Origin of the sequence: Nocardioides turkmenicus (assembly GCF_011045035.1) — a bacterium.
Lineage (GTDB): Bacteria > Actinomycetota > Actinomycetes > Propionibacteriales > Nocardioidaceae > Nocardioides > Nocardioides turkmenicus.
Genome location: NZ_JAALAA010000008.1, coordinates 63,541 through 90,103, shown reverse-complemented (window position 1 = coordinate 90,103; position 26,563 = coordinate 63,541). Strand labels below are relative to the sequence as shown.

Below are 26,563 nucleotides of genomic sequence, written 5' to 3'. Positions count from 1 at the left end.
TGACGGAGATGATCACTGCCCATGACCTAGAAGTCCGCGTCGGCGCCAGACTTTTGATGGAGAACGTCACATTCCGAGTCGGACCCGGCGACAAGGTCGGGCTCGTAGGCCGCAACGGCGCCGGGAAGACGACCCTGACGAAGGTGCTCGCCGGCGACCATCTGCCTGCCTCCGGCACGGTGTCCAACACCGGCGAGATCGGCTACCTGCCCCAGGACCCGCGGGTCGGCGACCCCGAGGTGATCGCCAAGGACCGGATCCTGTCCGCTCGCGGGCTCGACGATGCCGTACGCCGGATGCGGCTCGCCGAGGAGGAGATGGGCTCCGACGACCCGAACGTGCGCGAGAAGGCGATGAAGCGCTACCAGCGCGCTCACGACGAGCTCGACGCGGGCGGCGGCTATGCGGCCGAGACCGAGGCCCTGCAGATCGCCCAGTCGCTCGGCATCCCCGACCGGATCATGACCCAGCCGCTCAAGACGCTGTCGGGCGGTCAGCGGCGCCGGGTCGAGCTGGCTCGCATCCTCTTCTCGAGCGCCGAGGTGCTGATCCTCGACGAGCCGACCAACCACCTCGACGCCGACTCGATCATCTGGCTGCGCGACTGGATGAAGTCCTACAAGGGCGGCTTCATCGTGATCTCCCACGACAACGATCTGCTCTCCCAGACGGTCAACAAGGTCTTCCACCTCGACGCCAACCGCGAGGTGATCGACATCTACAACATGCCGTGGAAGCAGTACCTGGTCCAGCGGGAGACCGACGAGGCCCGGCGCAAGCGCGAGCTGATGAACGCGCAGAACAAGGCCAAGACGCTCACCGACCAGGCCAACAAGATGCGCGCCAAGGCGACCAAGGCGACCGCCGCGCAGAGCATGCTCAAGCGCGCCGAGAAGATCATGGCCGGGGTCGAAGGGGAGCGGAAGCAGGAGAAGGTCGCCTCCATCAAGTTCCCCTCACCCGCGCCCTCCGGCAAGACCCCGCTCACCGCGAAGGACCTGTCGAAGTCGTACGGCGCCCTCGAGGTCTTCACCGCCGTCGACCTGGCGATCGACCGCGGCACCCGGGTGGTCATCCTCGGGCTCAACGGTGCCGGGAAGACCACGATGCTGCGCATCCTGGCCGGCGTCGACCTGCCCGACACCGGGCAGGTCGTGCCCGGTCACGGCCTGAAGATCGGCTACTACGCCCAGGAGCACGAGACCCTCGACACCAAGCGGTCGGTGCTGGAGAACATGCAGTCCGCGGCGCCGCAGCTCACCGACACCGAGGCCCGCACCGTGCTGGGCGCGTTCCTCTTCACCGGTGACGACGTGCACAAGCCCGCCGGGGTGCTCTCCGGCGGGGAGAAGACCCGGTTGGCACTCGCCTCCCTGGTCGTCTCCGCCGCCAACGTGCTGCTGCTCGACGAGCCGACCAACAACCTCGACCCCGCCTCCCGTGAGGAGGTGCTCAACGCGATCCGCCGCTACGAGGGCGCGATCGTGCTGGTCACCCACGACGAGGGCGCCGTGCACGCGCTCGAGCCCGACAAGGTGCTCATCCTGCCCGACGGTGTCGAGGACCTGTGGAACGAGAAGTACGCCGACCTGGTCTCGCTCGCCTGAGGCTCAGGTCGACGACCGCACGAACCTGACCGGCATCGAGGTCGGGTAGCGGTAGGAGAGCGAGTCGGTGTTGCGCTCGACCCGGTCGGCCGGCACCGCGAGGGTGACCTCGGGGAGGCGCTCCAGGACGGTGCGTACGGCGGCCTGGACGATGATCGTCCCGGGCCGTTGCGCGGGGCAGGAGTGGGGGCCGGCGCTCCATGACATGTGGGCGCGGTTGCCGATCTCCAGCCACGGGTCGCCGCCGGTCATCACCGGGTCGGCGTTGGCCGCGGCGATGCACGGCACCACCGCGTCACCCTTCCGGATCAGCTGGCCGCCGAGCTCGACGTCGTGCAGCGCGAACCGGGGGGTGATGTTGTAGCACGGCGGGTCGCGCCACATGACCTCCTCGATGGCCTGGTCGACGCCGAGGCGCCCGCCGCGCAGCCGGCCGGCGAAGCGCTCGTCGGAGAGCATCAGCAGCAGCGTCTGGGTGATGGTCGCGATGGTCAGCTCGTTGCCGGCGATGATCATCACGATCATCGCCTCCATCACCTCGTTGTCGTCCCACAGCCCGGGATCGTCGATCAGGTGCGAGGTGAGGTCGTCTCGCGGGTCCTTGCGGCGTCGTGCGATGTGATCGACGATCTCGACGGCGAGCTCGATGACGCCCTCCTGGGCGAGCTGGCCGCCACCGAGCACCTTGTGGGCGGCCTTGCGCATGGCGTCGCCGACCTCGGGGCCCATCCCGAACATCGCGGCCACCGAGAGCAGCGGGATCAGCACGGCGTAGTCCTGGACGAGGTCGGCCTCGCCGCGCTCGAGCATGTCGTCGACGAGATCGTTGCAGATGCCGCGTACCTGCGCGGCGTAGCCGTGCTCGTCGACCCGGGAGAGCGCCCGGTCGATCGGTGAGCGCAGCCGCCGGCGGAGCTCGCCGTCGTTGTGGAAGGAGTTCTGCCGCGTGGTCACGAACGGGTAGATCGGCATGTCCGGCTGGATCCTGCCCTCCTGCACGGCGCTCCAGTTGTCGCCGTTGCGGGAGAAGACGTCCTCGTTGCGGATGACCTCGCTGAACTCGGCGTAGCCCAGCGCGAACCAGACGCGTACGCCGGGGGAGAGCTCGCCCGGAGCCACCGGCCCCCACTCGGCCCGGAGCCGTTCCTGCACCTCCCGCGCCCGCGGGCCGACGGTGTCGGGCGCCTGGATGAGGTCGGTGAGATCGGCGAGACGTACGGTGCGGGTGGGAGTCATCGCGGGGCCTGTTTCGTCAGTGGGTCTCGAGGGCGTGGCGCACGAGCGCGGCGAGCGCTCGGACGCAGGCGTTGCGGTTCTTGGCGTTGCACACCACGATCGGCGTCTCGTCGTCGAGGTCGAGCGCGGTGCGGATCTGGTCGGGCTCGTAGTTCGGCGCGCCGGGGAACTGGTTGATCGCGACCATGAAGGGGAGCGACGTACGCGTCTCGAGCTGGTCCAGCACCTCGAAGGAGTCCTCCAGCCGGCGGGCGTCGACCAGGACGAGGGCACCGGCGGCGCCCTCGGCGAGGCCGGACCACAGGTCCCAGAAGCGGCGCTGGCCCGGGGTGCCGAAGAGGTAGAGCGCGATCTCGTCGGTCAGCGTGATCCGGCCGAAGTCCATCGCGACCGTGGTCGTGGTCTTCTCCGGCGTGGCCTCGACCGCGTCGATCCCCTCGCTGGCCTGAGTGATCGACTCCTCGGTGCTGAGCGGCTCGATCTCGCTGACCGAGCCGATCAGCGTGGTCTTTCCGACGCCGAAGGAGCCGACCACCAGGATCTTGACCGACTCGACGACGGTCGGTGCCAGGTAGTGGTTGTCAGAGGTGGTTGAGAGCATGCAGCACCTTCTGGAGGGTTTCGCGGGAGGGGCCAGCGGTGGTGTCGCTGTCGGGGCGTACGCCGATGAGTCCGGCATCGATCATGTCCGAGGCGATCACCGCGAGGACGCTGACCGGCTGGCCGAGGTGGACGGCCATCTCGGCCAGGGAGATCACGCCGAGGCAGTGGGAGAGGACCTCGCGCTCCTGGCGGCCCACCGAGGTGGCCGACGGGCTCGCGTGGCCGATCAGGAGCGTCGCCGGGGTCAGCCGGTGGGTCGGGCGAGCGCGCCCGCCGGTCCGGACGTAGGACCGGATCGGATGGTCGACGTAGTCGTCACCGGGGGCGTCGGGCATCGGCTCAGATCGAGCGTCTCGGGGTGCTCATCGCGCGCTCCCCGATCATCAGGACGGTCGCCTGCATCTGCTGGGCGACCAGCGCCGGGTCGATGCTCATCTCGGTGACCACCGCGAGCCGGGAGCCGTCGCCGGCGCCGCGGATGAACAGGAAACCGCCGTTGAACTCGACCATCACCTGACGAGGGTGGGCATCGGCGCCGAACTGGCGGCTGATCCCGTGGCCCAGCGAGGTCAGCCCGGCGCAGGCCGCGGCCAGCTTGTCGGCCTCCTCGCGAGGGGTGTGGCTCGTGCGCACCCGAACGAGCCCGTCGGCGGAGAGGACCACGACATGACGTACGCCGCGTACCCCCGCGACCAGCTCCAGCATCCAGCTGTTCTCATCGGTCATGGTTCCTCCAGGGGTTCTCGGGTGCGGAATCGGTCTCCGCGGTGGTGGCCGGCGCGCTGAGGAAGCTGCTCATCCAGGCGCCTGCCTGCTCGGCGGTCGGCTCCGGGCGTGGTGGGACGACCTGGCCGACCGGTTGCTGTCCGGTCGGGAGGCGCTGGCCGCGCTTCGAGCGGCGCTGCGGCAGGCCGTCGGAGGTGAACAGCGACGGCTCGTGCTGCTCGTTCTGCTGGTGCTGCCGGGGGACGGGGGTGGGGAGCGAGGGCGGCGTACGCGGCGCTGTCTGCTCGACGTCCGCCGGGGCCAGCGGGGTGGTCATCGATTCGGGCACGAGCACGGCGACCCGCAGGCCGCCATGGACGGACTCGGTCAGGTCGACGCGAAACCCGTGGCGGCGGACGTAGGTGCCGACCACCGCCAGGCCGGTTTGCGGGATCTCGCCCAGATCCTGCAGGCGGACCTGCCGGGTGCCGGAGGCGATCTCACGCATCCAGGCCAGGTTGGTCTCGTCCATCCCGACGCCCGCGTCGTCGATCTCGAGGGCGGCGCCGCGGCGTACGGACCGGATCGTGACCAGCACCTCGGTCGCCGGCGGCGAGGACTGGGTCGCGTTGGCGAGCAGCTCGGCGACCAGGTGGATCAGCGGCTCGACGTACGCACCCTGGACCGCGACCGGCGGGTCGCCCTCCACCCTGATGCGGCGGTAGGCGGTGATCCGGCCGGCCGCGCCGCGTACGACGTCCGCGATGGCCAGCGGGTCGCTCCAGTGCTGCCCGGGCTGCTCCCCGCACAGGGTCGCGATGCTCTGCGCCAGCCGCGCCTGCTGCGCCGCCGCGTGGTCGACCCGCATCCCCGCCTCGAGCACGTCCGGCTCGGCCGGGAACCTGGCCACCATCCGCGTCGACTCCTCCTGGATCCGGTGCGCCGACGCCTGCACCTTGCGCGACAGCGACAGCACCGCCACCCGCATCCCGGCCTCCCCGCCTGGCCTGTCGGGCACAGCCGAGACGTCAGCGAGGTCGGCCGAGACGTCACTCGCGTCGGTCGAGACGTCATCGAGTGCCGACTCGGCCGACGCAGGCGACGCTTCGGCCTGCGTACCCGACGCTTCGGCCGACGGGGGTGACGCCTCGGTAGGGGCGGCCTCGTAGGCCATCGCGGTCAGCCAGAGGGTGAGGGCGACAACAGGTACGCCGGCGAGGATCCAGCGCCAGAACCACTGGTCGCCGGAGGCGGTGACGAAGATGACGGGGGAGAGTGCGACGAAGAGGAGGATCGCCGTACTGCAGAACCATGGGCCGGCTCGGTGGAGTCGGGCCAGGGATGGTCGGGTCATGTCGGGCACCTGGAGTGGGGGAGAGCAGTCAGGGCATGAACCCGCGGGTCAGGACCGTGGGGGGACGATTCGAGTTCAGCCCCCGGAGACCGGCGCACACACGCGCACCACTTCATACCACCAACAGAGCGCTTGGTCACCTCCCTGAGGTGATTTTGACCATATTTCGACGACCGTCGTCGAAGCGGCCGAACGCGGCCGGGCGACTAGGGTGACGGGGTGTCACAAATGGGTCCAGGCTTCGGTACGACAGGCGGGGCGATGGGCGGCGGCGGGATCATGCGCAACCTACGCGCCGACCGGACCGTGCTCCAGCGAGGGTTGCCGAAGGGCACCGTCAAACGCGTCATCTCCTACGCCAGGCCCCACCGGGCCCTGATCAGCGCCTTCCTGCTGTTCACCGTCTTCGACGCCGCGCTCGTGGTGGTCACCCCGCTGCTGACCCAGCGCCTGATCGACGATGGCGTTCTCGACAAGAACGTGTCGCTGGTGATCTGGCTGGCGGCGGCGATGGCGCTGGTCGCCGTGATCGACATGGCCTTCGGGGTCGTCTCGGGCTGGCTGTCGACGCGGATCGGCGAGGGACTCATCTTCGACCTGCGCACCCAGGTCTTCGGCCACGTCCAGCGCCAGTCGCTGGCCTTCTTCACCCGGGCGCAGACCGGGGCGCTGGTGAGCCGCCTCAACACCGACGTGCTCGGGGCGCAGCGGGCGTTCACCTCGACCCTGTCCAACAGCGTCTCCAACCTCATCTCGGTCTTCGTCGTCGGTGCGGCGATGCTGGTGCTGTCGTGGCAGGTGACGCTGATGTGCGTCGCGCTCTTCCCGATCCTGTTCCTGACCTCGCGCTGGGTCGGGCGCCGCCTGGCCGGGCTGACCCGCGAACAGATGGACGGCAACGCGGCACTGGCGACCACGATGACCGAGCGGTTCAACGTGGGCGGCGCCCTGCTGCTCAAGCTCTTCGGCCGCCGCGAGGAGGAGGACGCCGCGTTCGCGCAGCGTGCTGACGTCGTGCGCCGCCTCGGGATCCGGATCGCCCTGCTGACCCGCTTGTTCGGGGCGACGATGCAGCTGGTGCCGGCGCTCGCGACCGCCCTGGTCTACGGCTTCGGCGGCTGGATGGTGATCCGCGGCGACGTCACGCTCGGCACCCTGACGGCGCTCGGTCTGCTGCTGGTGAGGCTGCTGGGACCGCTGCAGGCGCTCTCCAACGTACGCATCGACGTGATGACCGCACTGGTCAGCTTCGACCGCGTCTTCGAGGTGCTCGACCTGCCGTCGCTGATCAAGGAGAAGCCCGACGCGGTCGAGGTGCCGGCCGACGCGGCGTCCGTGCGGTTCCGCCACGTCGCCTTCACCTACCCTCGCGCCGACGAGGTCTCGCTGGCCTCCCTGGAGTCGATCGCGCGGCCGGAGAGCCGCGAGGTGCGCGAGGTCCTGACCGACATCGACTTCACCGCCGAGCCGGGGGAGATGGTCGCCTTGGTCGGCCCCTCCGGTGCCGGGAAGTCGACGATCACCCATCTGATCGCCCGCCTCTATGACGTACGTGACGGCGCGGTCGAGGTCGGTGGCCTCGACGTACGCGACGTGACCCTGGAGTCGCTCGAGGCCGCCGTCGGCTACGTGACCCAGGACGCCCACATGTTCCACGACACCGTGCGCGGCAACCTGCTCTACGCCCGCCCCGGCGCCTCCGACGACGACATCTGGGCCGCCCTCGAGGCTGCTCAGGTCGCCAACGTCATCAAGGGCCTCCCGGACGGCCTCGACACCGTCGTCGGCGACCGCGGTTACCGTCTCTCCGGCGGCGAGCGTCAGCGCCTCGCCATCGCCCGGCTGCTGCTGAAGGCGCCCCACATCGTGGTGCTCGACGAGGCCACCGCCCACCTCGACTCCGAGTCCGAGGCCGCGGTGCAGACCGCGCTGGACGCCGCGCTGGCGGGACGTACCTCCATCGTCATCGCCCACCGGCTCTCCACCATCCGCGCCGCCGACCGCATCCTCGTCATCGAGGCCGGACGCGTCGTCGAGTCCGGCACCCACGAGTCGCTGCTCGCGGACGGCGGGCTCTACGCGGAGCTCTACGAGACGCAGTTCCGCCGGTAGGCGACCAGGTCAGCTCTTGCCGCTGCGTTCCTTCTCGTACGCCGCCTGGTAGGCCGCCTTCACGGCCTGCTTCTGGGCGAGCTTGGCGGCCTTCTTGCGGGCGCGCTCGTCGAGCTGGTCATCGCCGTCGGCGCTGTCCTCGTCGGGCGTGGAAGACTCGTCCCGGCGCTGCGTACGCCGCTCGTCGTACATCAGGTAGAAGAACCCGGCGATCGCGAGGACGCCGAAGAACCACCACTGCAGGCCGTAGAAGAAGTGGGGGCCGTTGTCGAGCTCGGGGAGGTCGGCCTTGCGCAGCTGGGTTGCGGGCTCGGGGGACTCGGTGTCGAGGTGGAGCCAGCCCGTCAGGAGCGGCTCGTTGAGCACCTTCGCGACCTGGGCGGAGGAGAGCGCGCGGGTGGCGTGGTAGCCGTCGACCCGGGCGACGTCGGTGGAGTCGCCGGTGCCGTCGGCGCGCACCCAGCCGGTGATGGTGACCTCACCCGACGGCGGGGCGGGGAGGTCGTCGAACTCGTCCTGCGACTCGGTCTGCAGCCAGCCGCGGTCGACCAGCACCGCGGTGCCGTCGGCGAGCACCAGCGGGACGACGATGTCGATGCCCTTGGCGTCGTCGGGGGTGCGGTAGCGCCAGATGATCGTGTCATCGACCGCGTACGTCCCGGTGGCGGTCACCCGCCGCCACTCGTCCTTCTCGGCGACCTTCGTACCCTCGGCCAGCACGTCGGAGACGGGCACGGGCTCGGCGTGCTCGTTGGTGCGGACGATCTCGTTCCGGGCCTTGCGATCCTCGAGACGGTCGAACTGCCACTGGCCCAGCCACCACGTCCCGTAAGCCAGGATCAGCACGAACACCGTGAAACCGGCCCAGCGTCGGCTGAGCAGGAAACGGAACGAACTCACCGTACGAGACTAACTGGCATGCGGTCCTCGCTCACGATCCGGGTCGAGGCTGCCTAGACTGGTGTGATGAGGACCTCCCCGACAGATCAGGCCCAGCAGAAGCTGGTCGACCGGTTCGGCCGGGTCGCCACCGATCTGCGCGTCTCGCTCACCGATCGCTGCAACCTGCGCTGCACGTACTGCATGCCGCCGGAAGGGCTCGACTGGATGCCCGGCGACGAGGTGCTCACCGACGACGAGGTGGTGCGGCTGATCGGCGTCGCCACCGGCAGGCTCGGGGTCCAGGAGGTCCGGTTCACCGGTGGAGAGCCGCTGGTTCGTCGCGGGCTGGTCTCGATCGTCGCCCGCACCCGTGAGGTCGCGCCCGACGCCGAGCTCTCGATCACCACCAACGCGCTCGGCCTGGCTCGGATGGCCGGGTCGCTCGCGGAGGCCGGGCTCGACCGCGTCAACGTCTCGCTCGACTCGATCCGGCCGGAGACGTTCGCGGAGATCACCCGGCGTGACCGGCTCCACGATGTCGTGGCCGGTCTCGAGGCCGCCGCGGAGGCCGGTCTGGGGCCGATCAAGATCAACGCCGTGCTGCTGCGCGGTGTCAACGACGACCAGGCCGCCGAGCTGCTCGGCTGGTCGGTCGAGCGCGGCTACGAGCTGCGGTTCATCGAGCAGATGCCGCTCGACGCCCAGCACGGGTGGTCGCGCGACAGCATGGTGACCGCCGACGACACGCTCGCGGCGCTGTCGGCGGCGTTCGACCTGACCCCGGCCCAGGAGCCCCGGGGCAGTGCCCCCGCCGAGCTCTTCTACGTCGACGGCGGCCCCGCCAAGGTCGGCATCATCGCCTCCGTCACGCGACCCTTCTGCGGCGACTGCGACCGGGTGCGCCTCACCGCCGACGGGCAGGTGCGCGACTGCCTGTTCGCGCGCTCCGAGTCGGACCTGCGTACGCCGCTGCGTGCCGGCGCCTCCGACGACGACCTCGCCGCGCGGTGGGTCACCGCCATGGCCGGCAAGCGCGCCGGCCACGGCATCGACGACCTCGGCTTCCTGCAGCCCGACCGCCCGATGTCCGCGATCGGGGGTTAGGCCCCGGCGGGTCGGGATCCGACTTGCTCCAACGCACCCAGGACCAGCCCCCAGTAGGCCTCGACGTCGAGCGTGATCCCGACCAGGGCGTTGGGCGGCTCGTCGAGACGGTCGTGGAGGTCGACGACGGTGGCGCCGCGGGTCCATCGGCCATCGGTCTCGACGGCGACGAACGACTTGTGCCAGGTGATCAGACCCGGGTCGATGAGGGCGGCGATCGTGCAGGGGTCGTGGACCGGGGGAGCGGCGAAGTCGAAGACGTCCGAGTAGGTGCCGCCGAAGAACCCCATCAGGTCGGCGCAGGCGCGACCGACGGGATGGTCCATCGCCTGCATCCGCGCGACGACGTCGGGGGTCGCCAGGGCCTGGTGGGTGAGGTTGAGGCCGACCATCCTGATCGGGAGCCCGCTGGTGAGGACGATGTCGAGGGCGTCGGGGTCGGCGTAGGCGTTGAACTCGGCGGCCGGGGTGGTGTTGCCGCGGTCGGTCGAACCGCCCATGAAGACGATCTCGGCGATGCGAGAGCCGACCTCGGGATGGTCGCGCAGCAGCACCGCGACGTTGGTGATCGGTCCGATGGCGACGACGGTGACGGGGTCCGGAGCAGCCAGCAGGGACGTACGCAGGAACTCGACCGCGCCGACGGACACCGGGGGAGCGAGCGGCTCCGGAAGATCGGGCCCGTCGATCCCGGTGGCGCCGTGGATGAAGTCGCCGATGTGGGCCGTTCCTGCGAGCGGCCCGGCGGCCCCGGCGGCGACCGGGACGTCAGGACGCTTTGCCAGCGCCAGGATCCGCTGGGCGTTGTAGGTCGCCTTCTCCACCGGGCAGTTGCCGAACGTGGTGGTGATGCCGAGCAGGTCGATGTGGGGGCTGCCCAGGGCCAGCAGGATCGCGATGGCGTCGTCGTGGCCGGGGTCGCAGTCGAGGAGCACGGGGATCGGGTTCATCGCACGACCTCTCGTCGAGAAGAGCTAGTGAGGGACGACGTCCTTGAGGAATCCGCGCGCGCCCAGGAAGTCGCTCAGCGACTCTTTGTGCGTCTCGCACGCGAGCCAGATCTTACGCCGATCGGGGGTGTGGATCTTCGGGTTGTTCCACTGCAGCTCCCACGATCCGGGGTCCTGGCAGCCCTTGGCCGAGCACAGGTCGGAGTCGAGCGCGCCCATCAGTTCTCGCCCTTCTCGCGGAGTTCCTGCTCGCGGCCGCTGGTGAGCTGGGGACGGCCGTAGGGCGAGTCCATCAGGTTCATCTCGTCGGTCTTGGTGTTGGTCGCGTTGGCCATCACGACCGCGATGTAGGGCAGGATCAGGGCCGCCGCGATCAGGATCGGCCACAGCCAGCCGATGCCCGCCAGACCGGCGATCACGGCGCCGATGAAGCAGAGCGATCGGATCGACATCGAGATGGCGTAGCGCTTCTGCCGGATGGCGATGTCCTCGGCGCGGCTTCTGCCGACGGTCGTGATCCTGATCGGTTGCGCCTTGGACATACTGCCAGTCTAGGTCGTGCCCGATGACGGCCGTCCGTTGGTGTGGTCCCAACAGGGGCGCTCCGAAGGACCTTGGAGGGTTCTCACAAGCAAATCCAAGACATTGGTCGTACGCCGAAGTAATCGCTACCGTCGCGCCTGTGACTGACAGTGAAAACCCCACAAGCAAGGCCCCTCGCTCGGTCCTTGTCACCGGCGGCAGCCGCGGCATCGGCCGGGCGATCGCGGAGGCCTTCGTGGCCAACGGCGACAAGGTGGCCGTGACCTCCCGCAAGGGCGGGGCTCCGGAGGGTGCTCTGGACCTGGTGTGCGACATCACCGACCCTGCCGCCGTCGAGGAGGCGTACGCCGCCGCCGAGGCCGCCCACGGCCCCGTCGAGGTCCTCGTGGCCAACGCCGGGATCACGAAGGACACGCTCGTGCTCCGGATGTCGGAGGACGACTTCACCTCGGTGATCGACACCAACCTGACCGCCTCCTTCCGGCTCGCCAAGCGCGCCTCGAAGGGCATGCTGCGGCTGCGCCGCGGCCGGATCATCTTCATCTCCTCGGTGGTCGGCCTGATGGGCAACCCGGGCCAGGTGAACTACGCGGCCTCGAAGGCCGGCCTGGTCGGCATGGCCCGCTCGCTCGCGCGCGAGCTCGGCTCGCGGGGGATCACCGCCAACGTGGTCGCGCCCGGTTTCGTGGAGACCGAGATGACGGCTGTGCTCACCGACGAGCAGCAGAAGGCGATCACGGACCGGGTCCCGCTGGCGCGCTACGCGTCGCCGGACGAGGTGGCCTCGGCCGTGACGTGGTTGGCAGATGCGGGTTATGTGACCGGGGCCGTGATCCCGGTCGACGGCGGACTTGGAATGGGGCACTGATCATGGGTTTGTTGGACGGCAAGACTGTTCTCGTCGCGGGAGTCACGATGGACTCCTCGATCGGCTTCGCGGTGGCCAAGGTGGCCCAGGAGGAGGGCGCTCGCGTCCTGATCTCCAACTTCGGCCGCGCGCTGTCGATCACCAAGCGGATCGCGAAGCGGCTCCCCGAGGAGCCGCCGGTCCTCGACCTCGACGTCACCAACCAGGAGCACCTCGACGGCCTCGCCGACGCGCTCCGGGCCGAGGGTGTCGAGCGGCTCGACGGGGTCGTGCACTCGATCGCGTACGGCAACCCCGAGACGCTCCTCGGCGGCAAGTTCCTCGACGGCCCCTGGGACGACGTCTCCCAGGCGGTCCAGGTCAGCGCCTACTCGCTCAAGTCGCTCGCCATGGCGACCCGGCCCCTCCTGGGGTCCGGCTCGTCGATCGTGGGACTGACGTTCGACGCGACGATCGCCTGGCCGGCGTACGACTGGATGGGTGTGGCCAAGGCCGCGCTCGAGTCGACCTCGCGCTACCTCGCCCGCGACCTCGGCCCCGACGGGATCCGCTGCAACCTCGTCTCCGCCGGCCCGCTCAAGACGCTCGCCGCCAAGGCGATCCCGGGCTTCGAGGAGCTCGACGAGGGCTGGGGCACCCGGGCGCCGCTCGGCTGGGACAACACCGACCAGGGCCCGACCGCGAAGGCCGTCTGTGCGCTGATCTCGGACTTCTTCCCGGCGACCACCGGCGAGATCGTCCATGTCGACGGGGGCTACCACTCGCTTGGAGCCTGAGGCCATAGGGTTGCCGCATGCGGACCCTTGTCATCATGCGGCACGCCAAGGCGGAGGCGTCGGCTCCCACCGACTACGAGCGTCAGCTGACCGAGCGCGGCCATGCCGACGCGGTCGCGGCGGGGGAGTGGCTGGCCGAGCAGGGCGTGGTCCCCGACTACGTCCTGGTCTCGGCGGCCGACCGCACCACCCAGACCTGGGAGGACGTCGCGGTGGGGGCGTCGTGGGACCTGACCCTGGCGGAGTACGACCAGGGCCTGTACGCCGCCGGCACCGCCACCGCCCTCGACCTCATCCGTGAGATCGACGACGGCCACTCCACGGTCGTGGTGATCGGCCACAACCCCACCATGTTCTCGCTCGTGCAGCTTCTCGACGACGGCGAGGGCGACGACGAGGCCGGCAACCAGCTCGCGATGGGCTACCCCACCGCCGCGGTCGCCGTGCTCAGCTACGACGGTGACTGGTCCGAGCTCGACGAGGCCGAGGCCTCCGTCGTCGCCTTCCACGTCGCCCGCGCCTGAGCGCCGAGACGTCGGCCGAGGCGTCACATCGCTGACAACTCGGCCGGCGTACCTGACGCCTCGGCCGACCTAGCTGACGTCTCGGCAGGGCTTCAGAGGAGGGGAGGCGCGGGGGTGACGATGCCGGCCTCGGCGTCGGCCGCCTCGATCTCCTCGCGGGAGATCCCGAGGAGATACATGATCGTGTCGAGGTAGGGCACGTTGATCGCGGTCCCCGCGGCCGAGCGGACGGCGGGCTTGGCGTTGTAGGCGATCCCGAGGCCGGCGGCGGCGAGCATGTCGAGGTCGTTGGCGCCGTCGCCGATGGCGACGGTGGCGGCCTCGGGGATGCCGATCTCGGCGGCGAACTCACGCAGCGCGCGGGCCTTCCCGGCACGGTCGACGACCTCGCCCACGACCTCGCCGGTGAGCACGCCGTCGACGATCTCGAGCTCGTTGGCACGGGCGTAGTGGATGCCGAGGTCGGCAGCCAGCCGGTCGGTGATCTGCGAGAACCCGCCCGAGACGATGGCGAAGCGGTAGCCGAGACGGCGCAGGGTGCGGACCATCGTCCGGGCCCCGGGGTTGAGCTGCAGCCCGGCGTAGACCTCGTCCAGCGCGGTGGCGGGGACGCCCTTGAGGTATTTGACCCGCCCGCGGAGCGACTCCTCGAAGTCGAGCTCGCCGCGCATCGCCGCCTCGGTGACCGCGGCGACCTCCTTCTCATAGCCGGCGTGGGCGGCGATCATCTCGATCACCTCGCCGTCGATCAGGGTCGAGTCGACGTCCATGACGATCAGCCGCATGCCGCGGCGGACGAGGTTGGCGGGCTGCACCGCGATGTCGACGCCCTGGGCGGCGGCCTCGGCGGACAGGGTCACCCGCAGCTCGTCAGGGGATGCGCCCGAAACGTGCAGGTCGAAAGCGGTGACGGGGTAGCGGGCCAGCCGGATGATCCGGTCGATGTTGCCTCCGGCCGAGGCGATGGTGCGCGTCACGGAGGCGAGCGCCGCTGCCTTCAGCGGCAGCCCGAGCACGGTGACCCGGGCGCGGTCGGCGGGCTCGCGCGGCGTGTCGCCGACGCCCTCCTCGATCTCGACGGTCATGTCGAGCGCGTGGGCGGTCTCCTCGATCGCGTGCTTGAGCGCGTCGGTGCTCGCCGCGTCGGCCGGGGCGGTCACCAGCAGACCGAGCACGAGCCGGGCCCGCAGCACGATCTGCTCCAGGTCGACCACGTCGACCCCCGCCAGCGCGAGAGTCGCCAGGGTGGCCGAGGTCAGCCCGGGACGGTCGTTTCCGGCGAGGGTGATCAGCAGGGTGTCGGGACGGCGCTCGAGCGCGTCGAATTCCTCGGTCATCGCTGCACAGGATAGTGGAGCCGGGCCCTGCGTCTCAGTCCGGCGGCCACACCTCGGGCGATCCGGCCGCGGTGAGCGCCCGCCGCGCGGCGCGGTCGAGCCCTACCAGCGCATCGCGCCGCCGCAGCATCTCCGACGCGGACACCGCTCCGCCCTCGTCCTCCAGCGCCACCGCGACGATCTCCCGGGCCTGTACGCCGCGGGCAGCCAGCTCCACGCACCGCGCCGGCACCCCGGGCGCACCGGCCAGCGCGGGCCGGTGGCGCAGGTTCATCAGCCGGTCGGCGACCTCGGGCCGCCACCGGGCGACGTCGAGCTCGGCGAGCGCGGTCGCCGCCTCGCTCAGCGCGAGCCGGAGAGCCCGGTCGGCCTCGCCGACGTCGGGGAGCTGACGGCGCTGGGCTGCGTACGCCTGCCACTCGAGCACCGCCCCGACCCGGACCGGTACGAGGCCGATGCCCGCGTCGCACACCACGGCCTCGCCGGCCTCCAGGGCGGCGTCGTTGAACGCCCGGGGGCCGCCCAGTCCGACCGGGTCGCCCTCGGCCGGGAAGGCCACCCCGACGGCGGTCGCCCCCTCCGTACGCAGCCGTCCCATGCCGCTCACCAAGGTGTCCGCGACCCCCTCGGTGCCACCGAGACCGAGCGCGGCCAGCCCGCTCACGGTATGGGTCGCGTCGGGACCGATCACCGCGTCGAGCACCAGGTCGGTGACCGCCTCACCGCGCAGCCACGCCGTCACCCACCACGCCAGGCGCAGCGCCTCAGGGGTGGACTCGTCCCACCCCGTATCCTCAGGACTCACGGGCGCCCACCCTATCCCCGAGCCCACCGACCCCTGCCGATAGATTTGCCGCCATGGCAGCCGTGCTGGAGTTCACCGACGTCACCGTACGCCGTGGGGGCAACGCCCTTCTCGACTCTGTGAGCTGGGTGGTCGAGGAGGATGAACGCTGGGTGATCCTCGGTCACAACGGCGCCGGCAAGACCACGCTGCTCCAGACCGCCGCGGCCCAGCTCCACCCGACGTCCGGTGTCGTGAAGGTGCTCGGCGAGCAGATCGGCCGGGTCGACGTCTTCGAGCTGCGCCCGCGCATCGGCCTCACCTCGGCCGCGCTCGCCGACCGGATCCCGCGCCAGGAGCTTGTCCGCGACGTCGTGGTGAGCGCGTCCTACGGCGTCGTCGGCCGTTGGCGTGAGCACTACGACGACCTCGATCACGACCGTGCTCAGGAGCTGCTGATCGAGGTCGGCATCAAGCACCTCGGCGATCGCAGGTTCGGCACCCTCTCCGAGGGTGAGCGCAAGCGGGTGCAGCTGGCCCGCGCGCTGATGGTCGACCCGGAGATGCTGCTCCTCGACGAGCCGGCCGCCGGGCTCGACCTGGGCGGTCGCGAGGACCTCGTCTCGACCCTGTCGACGCTCGCGTACGACCCCGACAGCCCGGCCACGGTGCTCGTCTCCCACCACGTCGAGGAGATCCCGCCGGGCTTCAGCCACGTCCTGATGATGCGGTCCGGCCGGATCACCGCCCAGGGCCTCATCGAGGACACCCTGACCGCGGCCAACCTCTCCAAGACCTTCGGCATGCCGCTGGAGCTGGAGGCGAGCGACGGTCGTTACTGGGCCAAGCGCCGCGCCCGCCACACGCGGTAGGCACAACGTTAAGAACCTGGTACGAAAACATCCCCACGTCCGGGGTGTCACCTGGATAGGGTGACGCCCATGGACTGGCAGGACTGGGACTGGGCGATCTGGACGGCACTCGGAGCGCTGCTCGTCGTCGGAGAGCTCTTCAGCCTTGACCTGATCCTGCTGATGCTCGCCACTGGCGCCTTCGCAGGTGCGGTGACCGGCGCGTTCACCGACAGCTTCGTGATCCAGGCGATCGTCGCGCTCGCCGTCTCGGTCTCCATGCTCGCGGTCGTACGTCCGGGGCTGGCCAGGCGGCTCCACAACGGCCCGGAGATCCAGATCGGCGCGGAGAAGCTCATCGGCGTCCAGGCGGTCTCGACCGTCGAGATCAGTGCCCACAAGCCTGGGCAGCTCAAGCTCGAGGGCGAGCTCTGGACCGCTCAGCCCTACGACGAGACGCTCGTGATCGCGGCCGGCACGCCGGTCGAGGTGCTCGAGATCAGAGGAGCGACGGCCTACGTCCATCCTCTTCCGGAGCTCGGGACTCCGTAGTTTCCGGGCAACCTGACGCAACCGAAATAGACAAGGACTGATTGGCAATGGGTGGCATCATCCTGGCCCTCCTGGTCATCTTGGCGGTGCTGGTGATCACCACGCTGGCCAAGACGATCAAGATCATCCCGCAGGCGCGGGTCGGCATCGTGGAGCGCTTCGGCAAGTTCCAGTCGAAGCGTGACCCCGGCCTGAACGCGGTGATCCCGTTCGTCGACAAGGTGCGCTACATGATCGACATGCGCGAGCAGGTCGTCGCGTTCGCGCCGCAGCCGGTGATCACCGAGGACAACCTGACCGTCTCGATCGACACGGTCATCTACTTCCAGGTCAACGACCCGGTCGCGGCGACCTACGAGATCGCCAACTACATCCAGGCCGTCGAGCAGCTCACCATGACCACGCTGCGCAACATCGTCGGTGGCATGACCCTCGAGGAGACCCTGACCAGCCGCGAGCAGATCAACTCCGGCCTCTCGATCGTCCTCGACGAGGCCACCGGCCGCTGGGGCATCAAGGTCAAGCGCGTCGAGATCAAGTCGATCGACCCGCCCATGTCCATCAAGGACGCGATGGAGAAGCAGATGCGCGCCGACCGCGACAAGCGCGCCGCGATCCTCACCGCCGAGGGCCAGCGTCAGTCCGCCATCCTCTCCGCGGAGGGCAACAAGCAGTCCGCCATCCTCAACGCCGAGGGTCAGCGCGAGTCGCAGATCCTGGCCGCACAGGCGGACCGTGAGGCCGCGATCCTGCGCGCGCAGGGTGAGGGCCAGGCCATCCAGACCGTCTTCCAGGCGATCCACGACGGCCGTCCCGACCAGTCGCTGCTGGCCTACCAGTACCTGCAGATGATGCCGAAGATCGCCGAGGGCGACGCCAACAAGGTCTGGATCGTCCCGAGCGAGATCGGCAAGGCCCTCGAGGGCCTCGGCTCGACGATGAACAGCCTCAAGGGCATCCCGGACGACGTCGAGGGCCCGCTCAAGCGCGTCGACATGGGCTCCTCCGAGCCGGCTCTGGACCTCGAGAAGTCGTCCTCCGCTGCTGCCGCCGTCGAGGAGGCGCTCGCCGAGGCCAAGGAGGCGGAGGCCCCCAACCGGCCGCAGGCGGCCCCGCCCGCACCGCCGACGCAGCCGGACCAGCCGGCCCAGCCTCCTGCAGACCCGACCGTCTAAGTGGATCCGCTCCAGTCCGCCCTCATCCTGATCGCCGGGGTGGGGGCGGGCACCATCAACGCCGCCGTCGGCTCCGGGACGCTGATCACGTTCCCGACCCTGCTCGCCTTCGGCGTACCCCCGGTCGTCGCCAACGTGTCCAACACCATCGGCCTGGTCCCGGGCTCCCTGGCCGGCGCCTGGGGCTACCGCCGCGAGCTCGCTGGTCAGCGCAGTCGGATCCTGAGGTTCGGCGTCGCCGCGCTCATCGGCGGCGCGGTCGGCGGGATCCTGCTGCTGGTGCTTCCGCCCGGAGCGTTCGAGGCGATCGTCCCGGTGCTGATCGGTCTCGGCGTGCTCCTGGTGATCACCGGGCCGCGCATCTCCCGTTGGGTCGCCGAGCGACACGGTGAGCTGCCCGACGACGGCAGCGAGCGCTGGTGGGTGTGGCCGGCGATCGCCGGGCTCGGTGTCTACGGCGGCTACTTCGGTGCCGCCCAGGGCGTGCTGATGATCGCGATCATCGGCATCGGGGTCGCCGAGTCGCTGCAACGCCTCAATGCGCTCAAGAACATCCTGGTCGCCATCACCAACGGCATCTCGGGGCTCATCTTCGCCCTCGTGGCCGACGTCGACTGGAAGATCGCCGCGCTGATCGCGGTCGGTGCGACGCTCGGCGGCCTGCTGGGCGCGAGGATCGGCCGCCGGCTGCCGCCCAACGTGCTCCGCGGCGTGATCGTCGTGGTCGGCATCACCGCCCTGGTGGCGTTTCTGATGGGCTGAGCCTGCTGGGCTGAGCCTGGGTCGGGTCTGGTGGGATGGGTCCCATGGAGCTCTACGAGGCGATGCGGACCACCCACGCCGTACGCGACTTCACCGACGACCCGCTGCCCGACGAGGTCCTCGCCCGGATCCTCGACAACGCCAGGTTCGCACCCTCCGGCGGCAACCGGCAGGGCGCCCACGTGGTGGTCGTACGCAGCCAGGAGACCCGAGAGCGCTTGGTCGAGCTGTCCGCGACGGGTGCCCGCAGATACATCGCGCAGCACCGTGCCGGCGAGATGCCGTGGAACACGGTGCACCCGACGACGGTCACCGACGAGCAGATCGCGGAGACCCGCGTGCCACGGGGGATGACCGAGCCGCTGCGTACGGCTGCGGTGGTGCTGGTCTTCCTCGTCGACCTCGGCGTGGTCGCCTCCATGGACTCCGAGCTCGACCGGGTCGGTGTCGTCTCCGGCGCCTCGGTCTACCCGCTGGTGTGGAACACGCTCCTGGCCGCGCGCAACGAGGGCTTCGGCGGGGTGCTCACCACCATGGCGGTCGCCGAGGAGCCGGCGCTGCTCGACCTGCTGGGTGCTCCCGAGGGCTACGCGGTCGCCGCGGTCGTGCCGCTGGGGAAGCCGGTCAAGCAGCTCACCAGGCTGCGGCGCCAGCCCGTCGAGGAGTTCGTGACGCTGGAGTCCTTCTCCGGGACGCCGTTGAGATGACCGATGGCGGGGCCCCGGAGGACCCCGCCATCGGTTTCGGACCCGAGGATCAGGTCTTGTCGGTGGTCACGGCCCCAGCGGCCGAACCGCCGCCGTTGCCGTTGCTGTGGTCGTCCTCGATGACCGCGATCGCGAAGTCGTCGCCGTGCTCGGTGACGCCGGTGATGACGGCCTGCTGCACCGCCTCCTCGGCGTACTGACTACGCACGATCAGCGGGTCGTGGGCCAGGTCGCGCTGCAGCGAGACCGCCAGCCCGACCATGATCACCGTGAACGGCAGCGCGGCCACGATGGTGATCGTCTGCAGACCGGACAGAGCGTCCTCGCCGCCGGCGATCAGACCGAGGCCGGCGACGACACCGGTCGCGACACCCCAGAAGATGACCGTCGGCCGGGTGGGCTGCTCGGTGCCGTGCTCGGAGAGCGTGCCCATCACGATGGACGCCGCGTCGGCGCCGGAGACGAAGAAGATCGCCACCAGGACCATGACGATGATGCTCGCCACCGTGGCCAGCGGGAACTGCTCCAGCGTGGTGAACAGCTGCGACTCCAGGCCCCCGGCCTCGGCGATGTTCGCAGTGCCGTCACGCTGCAGGTCGATGGCGGTGCCACCGAGGATGCAGAACCAGAGGACGCTGACGGCGCTGGGCACGAGGAGCACGCCGGCGACGAACTGCCGGATGGTGCGCCCACGCGAGATCCGCGCGATGAACATGCCGACGAACGGCGTCCAGGAGATCCACCAGGCCCAGTAGAAGACCGTCCAGGACGACAGCCACGTCGCGGTCTCGGAGCCTTCGGCGCCGGTGCGGGCCGACATCTGCGCGAGGTCACCGATATAGGTGCCCAGCGAGGTCGGGATCAGATCGAGGATGAAGACGGTCGGTCCGACCACGAAGAGGAACAACGCCAGGATCAGCGCCAGCACCATGTTGATGTTGGACAGCCACTGGATGCCCTTCGCGACGCCGGAGACAGCCGAGATCACGAAGCACGCAGTCAGCGCTGCGATGATGCCGACGATGACGGCGTTGCCGACCTCACCGACGTTGCCGACGATCTGCAGACCGCTGCGGATCTGCAGCGCACCCAGACCCAGCGAGGTGGCCGAGCCGAACAGGGTCGCGAAGATCGCGAACATGTCGATGACCTTGCCTGCCGGGCCGTCGGTGGCTCGCTTGCCGAGCAGCGGCGCGAAGGCCGAGGAGATCAGCGAGACACGCCCCTTGCGGTAGGCGCCGTAGCCGATCGCCAGGCCGACGACCGCATAGACGGCCCACGGGTGAAGGGTCCAGTGGAACATCGTGGTCGACATGGCGTGCTGGATCGCCTCGGGGTTGCCGGCCTCGCCGGTGCCCGGGGGCGGGGTGACGAAGTGCGTGATCGGTTCGCTCACGCCGTAGAACATCAGGCCGATGCCCATGCCGGCGCTGAACATCATCGCGATCCAGGAGACCGTCTTGAACTCGGGCTTCTCGTCGTCGCGCCCGAGGGGAATCGCGCCGTACTTGCTGACCGCCAGCCAGATGACATAGACGACGAACGCACTTGCGGTGAGGACGAAGAACCATCCGGTCTTGTCCATCACCCAGGCCAGAGCGGCGCCGGAGGCCTTGCTGAGGCTTTCCGTGGCGAGAATGCCCCACGCCATGAAAGCGATCGCGAGGACGGCGGCGACGCCGAAGACAACCCAGTCGATTCCCTTGCGTTGGTCCTGTTCGCTCGAGATCGGCAGGTCCAGCGCTGGGTGGGGAACGACTTCGCCCGTGGGGGATCTGATGAGACCAGTGGGGTCGTGATGATCGGAATGTTTCGGACTGTCTGTCTTCTTCTCAGAAGTCACACTGTTGTCCTTCCGGTTGGGTTCGGGACCACAGCACCCTAACGCCCACGGACTTTGCTTTCCGTTCACCGGGGGTCGGCGACCGCGTGATTGACAACGAGAACTGGCCCGACTGTGTCGGGCCAGTTCATGTGTCGTTCCGGGTCTGAGTGGACCCGCGATACCCGCCGGGGTCTATACCCCGTACGCCGCCAGCCAGCGCTCGATCTCGGCGTAGGCCTGCTTGCGGACGTCGGGGCGCGAGAGGATCACGTCGTGCTTCGCGCCGGGGATGGCGATGTAGGTGACGTGGCTGCCGATCGCGGTCGCCCAGCGGCGGATCTGGCGCACGTCGAGCACGATGTCGGTCGAGTGGACGAGCTCGCCCATCGCCTTGGGCTTGCTGGAGCGGTCGGAGGAGAGCACCAGCACCGGCGCCTTCACGTCGAGCCCGCGGTGGAGCTTCGCGTGGCCGTCGCGGATCGCCTTGAGCCAGCCGAGCCGGATCGGGTAGGAGCCGACCGGCTTCAGGCCGAGGTCGAACTCCCACTCGCCGTCGTGGTCGACGTGCAGCGACATGGTGTAGAAGCCGTTCACGTCACGGCCCAGCTCCCGCATCGGGACGCGATGGCCGATCCGGCGCACCACCGGCGTGGCGATCTCGCGCAGCAGGAACGAGCCCTGCAGGTCGAGCCAGGGGGAGTTGAGCACCATCCCGGCCAGCTCGTCGGGCTGGCGGTCGTCGGCCCACAGCGAGGTGGTCAGACCACCGGTGGAGTGGGCGCTGAGCATGATGTGGGAGTGGCCGTCGCGCTCGGTGATCAGCGACCAGGCGGCGTCGATCTCGTCGAAGTACTCGGCGAGATCACCGACGTACGTCCCCGACTGGTGCTCACGCAGCGAGCGACCGTACTTGCGCAGGTCGAGGCCGTAGAAGTCGTAGCCCCGCGCCGTCCACCACTCGGCGTACTCCTTCTGGAAGAAGTAGTCGGAGAAGCCGTGGACGTAGAGGGCGGCGGCCTTCGCGTCGCCGTCGGCCGGACGCTTGACCAGGGTGGCCACGACGGTGCCCTCGAAGTCGTCCGCGAGCTCGATGGTCTCGACGGTGTAGGGCTCACCGAGTACGTCGATCGTCATGAATGCATCTTCTCACCAGAACGTGGGAACCAGGCCCCAACGTTCGTAGACGTCGGTCACGATCTCCTTCAGTCGCCCGGAGTCGGGGACCGCGTCGGGGTCGAGCGCTCGGATGCCGAGGTTGCAGGTCTCGCCGACCTCGCACCACCACGACGTCACCCCGCCGCGCATCCGGCGCAGCTCGCCGCGGGTCGCCCCGAGCGCGAGGCCGCGGAAGACGATCGAGTCGGCGGGCACGCCGAAGGGCGCCACGAAGTCGGGATCGGGCCGGCCCAGGTTGGAGGCCAGCCCGAGGGGAGTGACGACGTTCTTGAGCAGCGGCTTGGCGAGGCGGTCCGGGATCATCTGCGCCAACGGTGCGATGTGGGCGATCGGGTCGGGGCGGGTGCCCTTGAAGAGGGCCGAGAACTCCTTCTTCGCACGCTCCCGGATGTGGGCGAGGTCGGTGACCCGGCCGACGCCGTCACGCAGCTCCGTCTCGACCGCGATCGAGACGCCGGAGGTGGCGTTCGAGCGCAGGTCGCCCTTACCGCGCATCGAGACGGGCAGCGACATCTTGACCGGCTCGCCGGGACGTACGATCCCGGCCTCGAGGAGCACCTCGACCGAGATCGCGATCTGGAGCGTGTTGGAGGTGCCGCCGGCCCGCTCGACCGCGGCGTTCCACTCAGAGACCGGGCAGTCGGCGCCGGCGAAGGCGACGTCGTGGACCACGTGGTCGTCGGGCTGTGGGGCCGGGACCGGCCGCTTCTCGGACGACTGCGCCTCCAGGACCGGGGGCTTCCCTGCCTGACGGGCCGTCCGGAGGCCGCGGACCGCGGCGCGCGCCATCATCCGGGCGTCGCGCCGGTCGTCCTTCCGGGTGACCTCGGCCGCCGCCGGGTCGTCGAAGGGGAGCCGGGGCAGGGGCTGGCGGCGTACGGCCGCGATCAGGGCGCCGAGCTTCATCCCGCCGTCGCAGACGATGTGGGAGGCGTTGTAGGTCACGACCGTGCCGCCGTCGGTGGTGTAGGCCATGAAGAACGCCCACAGCGGACCCTTGACCGGGTCGAAGGGCACCTCGTCGGTGGTGGTGTCGAGCCAGGCCATCACCTGGTCCGGCTTGATCCGGTCGGGGTGCAGACGGACCGGCTCGGCCGTCGTCGCCGGCACCCAGCGGGAGCGCGCGCCGAGCGCCTTCGGGCGGACGACGAGGCGGTTGAGCGGTCCCTTGGCCAGCTCGTCGACGACCTCCTGGACCGCCTCGACCGGGATCTCCGCCGGAAAGCGCCAGGCGGTCTGGCCGACGACCGGGACCCCGATCACGGTCGCGGAGCGGAGGAAGACCTCGTCGTCGTACGTCAGCCGGTTGGTGCGCTCGGGAGCGAACGGCGCCGGGCGGGCGCCGAGGCTCGCCGGCGGAAGTGAGGGCAGCATCACAGGCTCGGGCATGTGGTCTGGGTCCTGTCGTTGGGGGATTCTGGGACGCGATGCGGTTCGTCTTCGGGTTGATGGGCAGCCGCGGCGATGTGCAGCCGGCGCTCGCCGTGGCCCTCGAGCTGCGCCGTCGCGGCCACGAGGTCACCGTCGGGGTCGCGCCCAACCTGGTGCCGCTGGCGGCGCGGCTCGGGCTCGACCCGCACGCTGTCGGCCCTGACAGCGGTGCGCTGCTCGCCTCGCCACTGGTCCGCGAGGAGATGCGCTCGGTCAATCCTCGCACCCGGATCCGGGCGGTGCGCGCCGTCTCCGCGCATGGCTGGGACGACTTCCGCGCCGACCTGGTCGCGCTGGCCGGCGAGCGTGGCAGCGCCGACGTGGTCGTCGCCGGCCTGCTCGGGCAGGAGGTCGGCTCGGCGCTCGCGGAGCGGATCGGCGCCGGCTTCGCGGCGCTCCACTACTTCCCGGTCCGCGCCAACCGCTCGGTGAAGGTCGTGCCCGGGCCCGAGGCGGTCCAGCAGAGGGCCTGGGACGTCGGCATGCGGATGCGCTGGGAGCTGACCCGCGAGGCCGAGAACGCCCAGCGGGCTGCGCTCGGTCTTGCCCCGGCACGCACCCGGCTGCAGACCAGGCTCCGCGAGCGGGGTGCGGTCGAGGTGCAGGCCTACGACCCGCTGCTGGTCCCCGGGCTGCCGCAGGAGTGGGGCATCCAGAGCCCGTTCGCGGGCTTCCTGGCGCTGGCCGAGGCCGACCGGCTCCGGCTGGGGGAGACGGGGGTGAGCGACGACCTGGGTGACTGGCTCGCGGCAGGCTATCCGCCGGTCTACGTCGGCTTCGGGTCGATGCCCGTGGCAGATCCGGCCCGGCTGGTCGCCGACGTCGCGGCCGCGACCGCCGACCTCGGTCTCCGCGCGCTCGTCAGCAGCGGCTGGAACTCCTTCGAGGTCGCCGTCCCCGACCACGTACGCCTGGTGGGTGCCGTCGACCACGCCGCGGTCCTGCCGCGGTGCGTCGCCGCCGTCCACCACGGCGGCGCGGGCACGACCGCGGCGGTGCTGCGGGCGGGGGTCCCGAGCGTGGTGGGGTGGTACTCCGCCGACCAGCCCGTCTGGGGTCGTCTGCTCGGCGACCTCGGCGTCGGCACCTCGGTCAGGGCGAGCCGGCTGGACCGCGACCGGCTCCGCGAGGCGCTCCGCGCGGTGCTGATGCCGGATGTGCGTGAGCGGGCCGCCGAGGTCGCGCCGCTGCTGGTCACGCCCGAGGTGGCCGTGGCTCGTGCTGCCGACGCGCTCGAGCGCGCCTGCTGAAGCGAAGCCCGAAGCAATGTGCACCGCTGAGCGTCGCCGGATCACCACACCTCGACGATCAGACCCCACGAGCCGAGCTCCTCGACGACCAGCCGCTTGAGGAAGTCCAGGTCGGGCACGCGGTCGGGCTCCGCGGCGACCATGCTCAGCGTCGTACGCGGCCCCGACTGGATCAGCCAGGCGATGATCCCGCCGCCGACGTCGTAGGCGTCCTGGGCGGTCGCGTTCTGGTAGCCGGCGAGCCCGGCCACGAGACGTACGTCCTCGCCCATCGCGTAGCGGTAGTCGTCGGGGAGCTGCGGCAGGTTGGAGGCCATGCAGGCCGCGGCCGGCGGCTGGGGGAGCTTGTCGAGCACCGCGTCGGGCAGCATCTGCATCATCGCCAGCGGCACCGGGACCAGCCCCGGGCCGGCCTGACCGAGGCGGATGTAGGCGGCCTTGGAGAGCTTCTTGATCTCGGCGAGGTCGCGCCGCTCGAGCACGTCGCGCGGCACCTCGACCATGGCCACGCGCGTCGAGTTGGAGCGTACGTCCCCGGGCTGGAAGTCGCTCATCGGCAGCGAGACCGGGACGGCGCCGCGGTCGACCGGGACGTGGTCGATGCGGACGAGCAGGTCGGCGACCACGTTGATGAACCAGGCGTTGGTCGAGCCGCCGTGCTCGGCGGCGATCTTGGTCATCGTCTCGGTGTCGAACTCGGTGATCAGCCGCGGCATCCGCCAGGTCTCCGGCGCCGGGTTGGGAGTGGTCTCCGGGTAGACACGGGGTGCCTTGGTGGCCAGTGCGGCGGTGCCGTCCTTCTTCGCCCGGCGGCGCGCCTTGGCCCACTCGCGGACGGCCCGCCACTGGTCTCGGGAGTCGGCGGCCTCGGCCCGGAGTCGGTGCCAGCCGCTGGCGGGCGCCGGCGGCAGCCGCAGCGGTTCACCGCGGGAGGCCCGGCACACGGCGTCGAGCACGGAGCCGCCGTCGCCGACGGCGTGGGCCAGCAGCATCGAGACGACCGAGGTGCCGTCGTCGAGGTTGATCGCGGTCAGCCGGTAGGTCAGGCCCTCGTGCGGGTCGAGGTGGTCGCTGTGACGCTCCTGGAGCCAGTCGGTGATCTCGGCGGCCGGGAGGATCTCCTCGTGGAGCTCGATCGAGGGGTCGCGGTCGGCGTTGGTCCACAGGTCGCGGGCGCCGGGGAACTTCGCCCGGTGCAGCCTGCGCGACAGGCCGCCCTCTGCCAGACCGGCCGCGATGTAGCGCAGCCGGTCGGCGTCGTACGGACTGTTGAGCCGCCAGATCCACTGGTTGGCGATCGGGCTCCCGAGACCGCGGTGGCGCCGGGCGAAGAGGTCGTCGGCGAACTGCAGGCGGCCGGAGTTGTCGATCGGTGCACGGGTGCCAGCGGGCATGGGGGAGTCCTCCGAGATAGGGCAGAAAAGCGTGTTGAAGAGCGCGCGCAGGGGG

Annotated in this window: 27 protein-coding genes; 12 read left to right on the top strand and 15 right to left on the bottom strand. The window is 70.3% G+C overall.

From position 1 onward, the window contains the following. Positions 1-8 precede the first annotated feature (8 nt). Complete coding sequence (locus G5C66_RS11090; RefSeq protein ID WP_165111024.1) at positions 9-1,607, top strand: ABC-F family ATP-binding cassette domain-containing protein; 1,599 nt, start codon at positions 9-11, stop codon at positions 1,605-1,607. A 3-nt stretch (positions 1,608-1,610) separates the two neighbouring features. On the opposite strand, the gene G5C66_RS11085 is transcribed toward G5C66_RS11090, so the two are convergent. From G5C66_RS11085 to G5C66_RS11065, 5 genes are read right to left on the bottom strand one after another with little or no spacing between them, the layout of a single operon-like run. Beyond that, positions 1,611-2,843 carry a cytochrome P450 gene (locus G5C66_RS11085; protein WP_165111023.1) on the bottom strand — a complete coding sequence of 411 codons (1,233 nt, stop codon included), beginning with the start codon at positions 2,841-2,843 and terminating at the stop codon, positions 1,611-1,613. A 16-nt stretch (positions 2,844-2,859) separates the two neighbouring features. Then, positions 2,860-3,444 (bottom strand): GTP-binding protein, encoded by a 585-nt coding sequence (locus G5C66_RS11080; RefSeq protein ID WP_165111022.1) that lies wholly within the window; start codon positions 3,442-3,444, stop codon positions 2,860-2,862. Then, on the bottom strand, positions 3,425-3,781 hold the full coding sequence (locus tag G5C66_RS11075) for a DUF742 domain-containing protein (protein ID WP_165111021.1): 357 nt from the start codon (positions 3,779-3,781) through the stop codon (positions 3,425-3,427). Before G5C66_RS11075 ends, G5C66_RS11080 begins: the two co-directional genes overlap by 20 nt. Positions 3,782-3,785: 4 nt before the next feature. Then, positions 3,786-4,172, bottom strand: coding sequence for a roadblock/LC7 domain-containing protein (locus tag G5C66_RS11070; protein WP_165111020.1), 387 nt, complete (start codon positions 4,170-4,172; stop codon positions 3,786-3,788). Continuing rightward, the gene (locus tag G5C66_RS11065; protein ID WP_206443963.1) at positions 4,162-5,505 is read right to left on the bottom strand and encodes an ATP-binding protein; all 1,344 of its coding nucleotides are present in this window, start codon (positions 5,503-5,505) and stop codon (positions 4,162-4,164) included. Before G5C66_RS11065 ends, G5C66_RS11070 begins: the two co-directional genes overlap by 11 nt. 279 nt (positions 5,506-5,784) lie before the next feature. Here G5C66_RS11065 and G5C66_RS11060 point away from each other — a divergent pair, with 279 nt between their 5' ends. Further along, positions 5,785-7,617, top strand: coding sequence for an ABC transporter ATP-binding protein (locus G5C66_RS11060; protein WP_241248432.1), 1,833 nt, complete (start codon positions 5,785-5,787; stop codon positions 7,615-7,617). A 9-nt stretch (positions 7,618-7,626) separates the two neighbouring features. Here G5C66_RS11060 and G5C66_RS11055 read toward each other — a convergent pair whose 3' ends face one another. Then, entirely contained in the window at positions 7,627-8,517 is an 891-nt protein-coding gene (locus G5C66_RS11055) for an SURF1 family cytochrome oxidase biogenesis protein (protein ID WP_165111019.1), read from the bottom strand. Positions 8,518-8,583: 66 nt separating this feature from the next. On the opposite strand from G5C66_RS11055, the gene moaA reads away from it, so the two are divergent. Next, the gene (gene moaA / locus G5C66_RS11050; RefSeq protein WP_165111018.1) at positions 8,584-9,603 is read left to right on the top strand and encodes a GTP 3',8-cyclase MoaA; all 1,020 of its coding nucleotides are present in this window, start codon (positions 8,584-8,586) and stop codon (positions 9,601-9,603) included. Here moaA and G5C66_RS11045 read toward each other — a convergent pair. The 3 genes from G5C66_RS11045 to G5C66_RS11035 are packed head-to-tail and all read right to left on the bottom strand — an operon-like array spanning position 9,600 to position 11,095. Next, positions 9,600-10,553 (bottom strand): nucleoside hydrolase, encoded by a 954-nt coding sequence (locus G5C66_RS11045; protein ID WP_165111017.1) that lies wholly within the window; start codon positions 10,551-10,553, stop codon positions 9,600-9,602. The two genes, moaA and G5C66_RS11045, sit on opposite strands and share 4 nt — an antisense overlap. 24 nt (positions 10,554-10,577) lie before the next feature. Beyond that, positions 10,578-10,772 (bottom strand): acetone carboxylase, encoded by a 195-nt coding sequence (locus tag G5C66_RS11040; RefSeq protein WP_165111016.1) that lies wholly within the window; start codon positions 10,770-10,772, stop codon positions 10,578-10,580. Continuing rightward, a complete protein-coding gene (locus tag G5C66_RS11035; protein ID WP_165111015.1) occupies positions 10,772-11,095 on the bottom strand; it encodes a DUF3099 domain-containing protein in 324 nt (107 codons plus the stop codon). The genes G5C66_RS11040 and G5C66_RS11035 overlap by 1 nt, the downstream gene beginning before the upstream one ends. 140 nt (positions 11,096-11,235) lie before the next feature. On the opposite strand from G5C66_RS11035, the gene fabG reads away from it, so the two are divergent. The 3 genes from fabG to G5C66_RS11020 are packed head-to-tail and all read left to right on the top strand — an operon-like array spanning position 11,236 to position 13,264. Then, a complete protein-coding gene (gene fabG, locus G5C66_RS11030; protein WP_165111014.1) occupies positions 11,236-11,964 on the top strand; it encodes a 3-oxoacyl-ACP reductase FabG in 729 nt (242 codons plus the stop codon). A 2-nt stretch (positions 11,965-11,966) separates the two neighbouring features. Next, complete coding sequence (gene fabI, locus G5C66_RS11025; protein WP_165111013.1) at positions 11,967-12,740, top strand: enoyl-ACP reductase FabI; 774 nt, start codon at positions 11,967-11,969, stop codon at positions 12,738-12,740. 17 nt (positions 12,741-12,757) lie between these two features. Then, entirely contained in the window at positions 12,758-13,264 is a 507-nt protein-coding gene (locus G5C66_RS11020; protein WP_165111012.1) for a SixA phosphatase family protein, read from the top strand. A gap of 92 nt (positions 13,265-13,356) precedes the next feature. On the opposite strand, the gene serB is transcribed toward G5C66_RS11020, so the two are convergent. Beyond that, on the bottom strand, positions 13,357-14,601 hold the full coding sequence (serB, locus tag G5C66_RS11015; RefSeq protein WP_165111011.1) for a phosphoserine phosphatase SerB: 1,245 nt from the start codon (positions 14,599-14,601) through the stop codon (positions 13,357-13,359). 34 nt (positions 14,602-14,635) lie between these two features. Further along, on the bottom strand, positions 14,636-15,406 hold the full coding sequence (locus G5C66_RS11010) for a hypothetical protein (RefSeq protein ID WP_165111010.1): 771 nt from the start codon (positions 15,404-15,406) through the stop codon (positions 14,636-14,638). 53 nt (positions 15,407-15,459) lie between these two features. Between G5C66_RS11010 and G5C66_RS11005 the strand changes: the two genes are divergently transcribed. The 5 genes from G5C66_RS11005 (at position 15,460) to G5C66_RS10985 (ending at position 19,432) form a co-directional block, all read left to right on the top strand. Continuing rightward, positions 15,460-16,257: an ABC transporter ATP-binding protein gene (locus G5C66_RS11005; protein WP_165111009.1), complete on the top strand. Its 798-nt coding sequence runs from the start codon at positions 15,460-15,462 to the stop codon at positions 16,255-16,257. 69 nt (positions 16,258-16,326) lie between these two features. Continuing rightward, a complete protein-coding gene (locus G5C66_RS11000) occupies positions 16,327-16,788 on the top strand; it encodes an NfeD family protein (RefSeq protein WP_165111008.1) in 462 nt (153 codons plus the stop codon). A 47-nt stretch (positions 16,789-16,835) separates the two neighbouring features. Continuing rightward, a complete protein-coding gene (locus tag G5C66_RS10995) occupies positions 16,836-17,963 on the top strand; it encodes an SPFH domain-containing protein (protein WP_165111007.1) in 1,128 nt (375 codons plus the stop codon). Continuing rightward, a complete protein-coding gene (locus G5C66_RS10990; protein WP_165111006.1) occupies positions 17,964-18,725 on the top strand; it encodes a TSUP family transporter in 762 nt (253 codons plus the stop codon). A 44-nt stretch (positions 18,726-18,769) separates the two neighbouring features. Beyond that, on the top strand, positions 18,770-19,432 hold the full coding sequence (locus tag G5C66_RS10985) for a nitroreductase family protein (protein WP_165111005.1): 663 nt from the start codon (positions 18,770-18,772) through the stop codon (positions 19,430-19,432). A 49-nt stretch (positions 19,433-19,481) separates the two neighbouring features. Here G5C66_RS10985 and G5C66_RS10980 read toward each other — a convergent pair whose 3' ends face one another. The 3 genes from G5C66_RS10980 to G5C66_RS10970 all read right to left on the bottom strand — a co-directional run bounded on the left by G5C66_RS10980 (position 19,482) and on the right by G5C66_RS10970 (position 23,822). After that, positions 19,482-21,275, bottom strand: a complete 1,794-nt coding sequence (locus G5C66_RS10980; RefSeq protein ID WP_165111004.1) for a BCCT family transporter — start codon at positions 21,273-21,275, stop codon at positions 19,482-19,484. Positions 21,276-21,449: 174 nt separating this feature from the next. Continuing rightward, positions 21,450-22,391: an alpha/beta hydrolase gene (locus tag G5C66_RS10975; protein WP_165111003.1), complete on the bottom strand. Its 942-nt coding sequence runs from the start codon at positions 22,389-22,391 to the stop codon at positions 21,450-21,452. Positions 22,392-22,403: 12 nt separating this feature from the next. Next, positions 22,404-23,822, bottom strand: coding sequence for a hypothetical protein (locus tag G5C66_RS10970; RefSeq protein ID WP_165111002.1), 1,419 nt, complete (start codon positions 23,820-23,822; stop codon positions 22,404-22,406). A gap of 38 nt (positions 23,823-23,860) precedes the next feature. On the opposite strand from G5C66_RS10970, the gene G5C66_RS10965 reads away from it, so the two are divergent. Next, positions 23,861-25,114, top strand: coding sequence for a glycosyltransferase (locus G5C66_RS10965; RefSeq protein WP_165111001.1), 1,254 nt, complete (start codon positions 23,861-23,863; stop codon positions 25,112-25,114). 41 nt (positions 25,115-25,155) lie between these two features. On the opposite strand, the gene G5C66_RS10960 is transcribed toward G5C66_RS10965, so the two are convergent. After that, positions 25,156-26,508 carry a hypothetical protein gene (locus G5C66_RS10960; RefSeq protein ID WP_165111000.1) on the bottom strand — a complete coding sequence of 451 codons (1,353 nt, stop codon included), beginning with the start codon at positions 26,506-26,508 and terminating at the stop codon, positions 25,156-25,158. Positions 26,509-26,563 lie beyond the last annotated feature (55 nt).